This window comes from Waterburya sp. (assembly GCF_058530065.1).
In genome coordinates this window covers 1-6,280 of the sequence record NZ_JBZNBU010000062.1, presented here as the reverse complement: position 1 = coordinate 6,280, position 6,280 = coordinate 1, and the positions used below count along the sequence as shown (strand labels likewise).

4 protein-coding genes are annotated in these 6,280 nt (G+C 41.4%); 2 read left to right on the top strand and 2 right to left on the bottom strand.

The genetic code is table 11. The features are described from left to right. A partial coding sequence (locus AC33VI_RS04170) for an alpha/beta fold hydrolase (protein WP_491781013.1) occupies nucleotides 1–773 on the top strand: 773 nt, incomplete at its 5' end. Nucleotides 774–1,284: 511 nt separating this feature from the next. Further along, on the top strand, nucleotides 1,285–3,882 hold the full coding sequence (locus AC33VI_RS04165; protein WP_491781012.1) for an efflux RND transporter permease subunit: 2,598 nt from the start codon (nucleotides 1,285–1,287) through the stop codon (nucleotides 3,880–3,882). Here the strand turns inward: AC33VI_RS04165 and AC33VI_RS04160 are convergent. Further along, nucleotides 3,879–4,298, bottom strand: a complete 420-nt coding sequence (locus tag AC33VI_RS04160; protein WP_491781011.1) for a hypothetical protein — start codon at nucleotides 4,296–4,298, stop codon at nucleotides 3,879–3,881. The two genes, AC33VI_RS04165 and AC33VI_RS04160, sit on opposite strands and share 4 nt — an antisense overlap. Before the next feature lie 203 nt (nucleotides 4,299–4,501). After that, on the bottom strand, nucleotides 4,502–6,280 hold a 1,779-nt coding region (locus tag AC33VI_RS04155), incomplete at its 5' end, for a beta-barrel domain-containing protein (RefSeq protein ID WP_491781010.1).

Sequence of the window (6,280 nt, the reverse complement as noted above, 5' to 3'; positions counted from 1 at the left end):
TATTTCTCCACGGTTTTGGGGGCGGCTCCTCAGCTTATGAATGGTCTAAAGTTTATCCAGCTTTTGCCAGTGAATATCGTATTTTGGCAGCAGATTTAATTGGCTGGGGTAATTCATCTCATTTAGACCGTAATTATCGGATTGATGATTACTTAACTAGCATTACGGAATTTCTAGAGCAAAGCTGCGAAGAACCAACAACAGTTATTGCTTCATCTCTGACAGCCGCTTTCACTATCCGAATAGCAATCTCTCGTCCTGAGTTGTTTAAATCCTTGATTCTCACTACACCAGCTGGACTTTCGGATTTTGGAGAAAATTATACCCGTAGTTTCTTTGCCCAACTAGTTAGCACGCCGATTTTGGATCGCTTTATTTATGATTTTGGTGTCGCTAATGAGTTAGGAATTCGTAATTTTTTGGAACAGCGTCAGTTTGCTAAACCCGAACGAGTCTATGGGGAAATAGTAGCAGCTTACTTGGAATCGGCGCAGCAACCGAATGCCGAATATAGTGCCCTTTCCTTCGTGCGAGGAGACTTATGTTTCGATCTATCTCAATATATCGAACAACTGACGATTCCTACTGCTATCATTTGGGGTCAAAAATCCCAGTTTACAGGTCCTGAGATTGGAAGACGTCTGGCAGCCATGAACCCGACTGCGATTAAGGTTTTTCAAGAAATAGAAGAAGTTGGTCTCACACCACAACTAGAACTACCTGCTGTTACTATTGGCCTAATTCGTAAATTTTTGAATTTTGAACTTGCGTGACATCCTCCCGCTGAATCGAAGATGACAGCGCGGGCTTCCCAACATCACTGTTGGGTGTTGCTATCCTATGCCACTTGTCTAGGCAAAATGCCCCCGACAGCCCGACTTGATAGCCAATTTCCTTCCCCCAAAGTCCCTGGGTACTATGCTTTTCTATGCCTCGGTTACATATTTCTTGTGCTGAAGCAATGTCTCTATCTATTGGTTCATGCAGTCCGTAGCCACATTCATGACAGATACGATCTCTATCTTTGAGTTCTTTTTTTACTGCACTCCAACAATTAGGGCAAACTTGCGATTTATCCGATATTCCTCTATGGTCAACCTCATCAACAAATACACCTCTACGTTTACCTATTACAAAGGCATCAAGCCATTATAATTAGCTTGGGGTGTCCATGGATAAGGGGCTGTTACTGGGGGTTTCCCCAGGTATTTATCAGTCCCGTCTCAACGCCAAATCGAAGATTATGGCATGGGACTTATAGCCCCCCAAACTCCCAAAAGTTAAATGTTAAATGTTTCCCGTCTGGCAATTAAATATTCTCGCATTACAGTCTGTTTCTGGCTAGCGATCGCTGTAGCTGGTATTTTTGCTTTTAGTTCTTTAAAATACTCTCTTTTTCCTGCGGTAAACTTTCCCGTAGTAGTAATTCGCGCCCAAACTGAAACCGCTTCAATTTTGGAGACGGAAGCCAAAATAACAGAACCTTTGGAAGCAGCATTAACCGATATTAATGGTTTGGCGCAGTTATTTTCTTCGACTTATGGGGGACAAACGGCAATTAGTATTTTGTTGGATACGAATATTAATATTAAAGATGCTACGGAAGAGATTGCTAATAAGATCGATCGCTTGGCTTTAGGGAATACGGAGATTGAATTAATTCCTTTTAATTTGAACGAAACTTCTGCCATTAGTTATGTAGTTACCGATCGCAATGATAATCCCGAAGCTTTAAAGACGATCGTTACTAATAAAATCGTGCCAGTAATTGCCAAGGAAACAGGAGTACAAAGAGTCGATGTTTTAGGTGTCAGTCAAGAAGATGCTAATGTAGATATTCCCACAGCTAATAGCAATACTCTGATTAATTTTAATGGTGAAAGAGCGATCGCTTTTCAGGTAATTAAAGAGAGCAATGCCAATACCCTCGAAGTAGTTAAAAGAGTTGAAAATAGAGTTATTCAACTACAACAAGACTTCCCCGAAATAACCTTAACCCTCGCCGAAACTCCCGCAGGTTATATTCGCGAAGCTACCAAAGCCACTGTCGAAGTTTTATTAAGTGCGGTGGCACTAGCTATTTTGGTGATTTTTCCCTTTTTACGTAATTTTAGAGCTACTTTAATTACAGCGATCGCCATACCTATTTCTTTGTTGGGGACTTTTATTGTGATGGCGATCTCAGGGTTTAACCTAGAAACTCTTACCCTGTTGGCTTTAGCACTAGCGATCGGAATTATTGTCGATGATGCGATTGTGGAAGTGGAAAACATCATGCGTCATCTGGAAGAGGGTGAAACTTCCCGTCAAGCCGCCCTATCCGCTACTCGCGAAATTGGTTTGACTGCATCTATCTCGACTCTAACTATTGTTGCTGTCTTCTTACCCATTGGTTTAATGGGAGGTACTTTAGGGCAATTTTTCCGTCCTTTCGGCATGACTATTTCCGCAGCAGTGCTAACTTCTCTCTTAGCAGCCCGTACTTTATCCCCCGTTTTGGCGGTGTATTGGTTGCGGATCGAGCAAAATATCTCCCAGACAGAAAACAAATTAGGATTTTTTACCAACAATTATCGTAATTTATTGCAATGGGCGTTAAACCATCGCCAAGCAGTTATAGGGATTGCTATTGCTAGTTTTATGGCGGGAATTGCTCTGATTCCCCTGATTCCCCAGGGTTTTGTTCCCCAACTAGATCGGGGCGAATTTAAAATCGTCTATACTACCCCTCTACCTAAAATCACCAGCCGCCCGACTATCAATCCCCCTTCTGAAACCCAATCAGAATCATCATTTAGCTGGTTAAAAAATATAGCGCGATCGCCCGAAAAAATCTTACTCCGCAAAACTATCGGAGTAGCCCAACAGATAGAAACAGAAATCCTCAACCATCCCGATGTAGAATCCGTTTATACCATCGCAGGGATTAGAGGGGAATTAAATAAAGGACAAATCTATATCAAACTCAAAAGCGATCGCAATCTCACCACCTCTCAAGTACAGGCACAAATCAGACAGCAACTTCCCCAAATCCCCCAGGTAATTATTAGCGTTGAAGACATTCCCTTTGTAGAAACAGGGGAAGATCCTTCCTTTAAAGTTTCCCTCGAAGGAGAAGATCTAGATCTCTTAAGAGAAAGTGCGACTGCGTTTAAAAACGAAATCGAACGACTATCAGGGTTTGAAGATGTGCGGATTGACGGTGCAGACGAACCTTTAACTAAAATTATTCATCTAGATAGCCAACGAGTAGTTTATATCAATGCCAACCTCACCGCAGCTAGGGGAATAGGCGATGCTACAGAACAGGCTCAAGCGATCGCTAGTAAAGTTCTTCCTTCTGGAGTTAGATTCGATTTAGAAGGCGATTCTGCCCGTTCGCAGAAAATATTAGGAGAATTTGCCGTAACTCTGACCCTGGCAGTCATCTGTATGTTGGTAGTACTTTATTTACCTTTTCGCCGTTGGTTAGAACCTTTAGTTATTGGTTTATCCCTTCCCCTCTCTATCGTGGGGGCGATGTTGGCACTGTTAATTACTCAAAGCGATTTTGGTATGATTTCCCTGATTGGCTTAATCTTTCTACTGGGTTTACTAGATAAAAATGCCATTCTTCTCCTCGACTATACCAATCAACTCCGCAAACAGGGGATGAATCGTACCGAAGCCATCCTCAAAACAGGAGTGTTGCGCCTGCGCCCGATTGTGATGACTACCTTCTCTACTATTTTAGGGATGTTGCCCATTGCGATGGGTTGGGGTGCGGGGGCAGAATTACGACAACCAATGGCGGTAGGAATTATTGGCGGTTTGATTGCTTCTTCTTTATTAAGCCTGATTGTAGTTCCCGTGATTTATACCATTCTAGAGGATTGGAATTAATAACTCCATCTGTTTTGACGATTGTATTGTCTGGTGGTGTTACTAATGCGATTGCGATCGCCTGTTGCTTCCCCGCGACTGGTGGCATTTTGTTCGGCGTTTTGATTGCTGCCATAACTGCCATCTTGTCTTTGAGTGCTATTTTGATAAATTCTATTAGTTACCGAATTGTCATTACCTACCCCAACAGCACCACTTTCTCCCTGCTGAATGCTGGTTTGTCTTGTTCCAAATAAATGGTTAGAACTATTTTGACTTTGACTAGTCGATTGATTTAATGTACTTTGAGCGCGATTGTTATTACCAATGGCAGTAGCACCAGTACTTCCTCGTTGAATAACTGTTTGTTCTGCCAAAACAATATTGGGAATGAGAATACCAGTAGCAATACTTAAAGATAAAAGTTTGTGATACATAGTTTTGATAGTTAGATAAATAATAGTTTTTGTCGGTCGATTGATGATTATGTTCTGGCTAAATTTGATATGCAAGTTTTTAAATGGACAATGGATAATTAAAAATTAACAATAAAAAACGAACATCGATTCTCGATACTAATCTGATGCTCGTTCTTAATATTTTGTTCCGTTTAGTTATAGGTTATGGGTTATGAGTGAAGTTATAACTTCACCCCGTCTTCTTGTAACTTTCTAAAGGGATCGAGGAAGAAATCAATGACGCGACGCTGACGAATAATAACTTCCGCAGTGGCTGTTTGACCTGGAGTTAGAGTAATTTTCTTCTCCCCATCTAAAATATAAGGTCGATCTAATTCTATTTTTAGTTCGTATACTTCTTGTATTCCTTGGGGTGTCTCTATCGCCTTCGAGTCGGGAGATATAGAAATTAATTGCCCTTCACTCACTCCATAGTCTTGGAAAGGATAGGCATCGAATTTAACTTTAACAGGCATTCCTTTTTCCAAAAATCCACTATCGGTAGGGGGAATCTGCGCTTTAAGGATTAATTCCGAACCCTGGGGGGCAATCTCAATGACTGTTTCTCCTGGTTGAATTACCGAACCTTCACCCCTGGCTGCGATATTGAATACCGTACCGTCATCGGGGGCATGTATTTGTCGTTGTTTTAATTGAAACTGACTCGATTCGATCTGCTTATTGGTTTGAGCTAATTCAGTTTTTACCGCAACAATTTCTGATTTTACACTTTGCAACTCTTCTTCCGCTTGAATCAGAGATCTTTGGGCTGAAGAAACACCAGCTTGATTATTATTTCTTCTTTCTTCTACTCTCAACTTAGCCTGTTTGATTTCGGAATCGGAGTTTTTAATTAAATTTTCATAACTGCTTTCTTGCTCTTTTAAACGAGAGCGAGCCAGTTCTACTGCTGAATTAGCTTGATTTAGACGCTCTTGATTTTCTTCGGCTTGTTGCTGAATTTCTAAAAATCGATCTTGGGTGATTACTCCTTCCTTAAAAGCCGCTTCAAGACGTTTGGCTCTTTCTTGAGAACCCTTGAGGGCTAATTCTGCTTGTTTGCGGGCAGCAATACTGGAGTTGATCTCTTGTTTTACCTGTTCGATTTGGGCGAATTTTTCGCTCTTTTGAGATTCATACAGAGCTTTGAGGGTATCTAAATTTTGCTGTGCTTGAGCTAGTTGAGAGTCATTTTCGCGCGATCGCGAACTGTTTTCTTGATTGATAATATCGATCGAGGCTTTAGCTCGATCTTGTCTTAGTTCTAGCTGGCTCAATCTCTGCATTAAACCCGATCGCTTGTCTTTTAATTGCTCTAGTTCAGAACTAACTATTTCCGCGCCTAATTCGGCTAAAATCGCGCCTTTTTTTACTTCTTCTCCTTCTTTGACGTTGATTTCTTTTATTTTTGCTCCTACAGGGGCATCTAATTGAATTACTCTATTTTTGGGCTCTAATTTTCCCCTCGCACTGCCTGTTTGGTCTACTTTGGTCAATACCGACCAAGGTAAAATAATCCCCGTACCAATTACCAGAAAATATAATAAACCCCTAGTCCAAACTCTGGGTAGGGCATCCATCAAATCTTTAGTTGCAGCCGACCAATCTTCTCTTTCTTCAACTACTTCAGCTAATGAAGATTTTGGGGGAGTTGCAGTGACAATTGCCGAATTCTGAGGCGCCCTCGCCTTATTTTCTGGTTCAGCAGTTGCGATGGCTTCCTTCTTTTCTTCTCTTTCTTCAACTACTTCAGCTAATGAAGATTTTGGGGGAGTTGCAGTGACAATTGCCGAATTCTGAGGCGCGATCGCCTTATTTTCTGGTTCAGCAGTTGCGATGGCTTCCTTCTTTTGTGGGGCTTGAATTTGAGTGGTTTTTTTTTGGGTTGGCACATTGACAATTGCCGAACTGGAATCTTTTATTCGATCTTCTTTAGTAACCCGATCTAGATATTGTCTGAC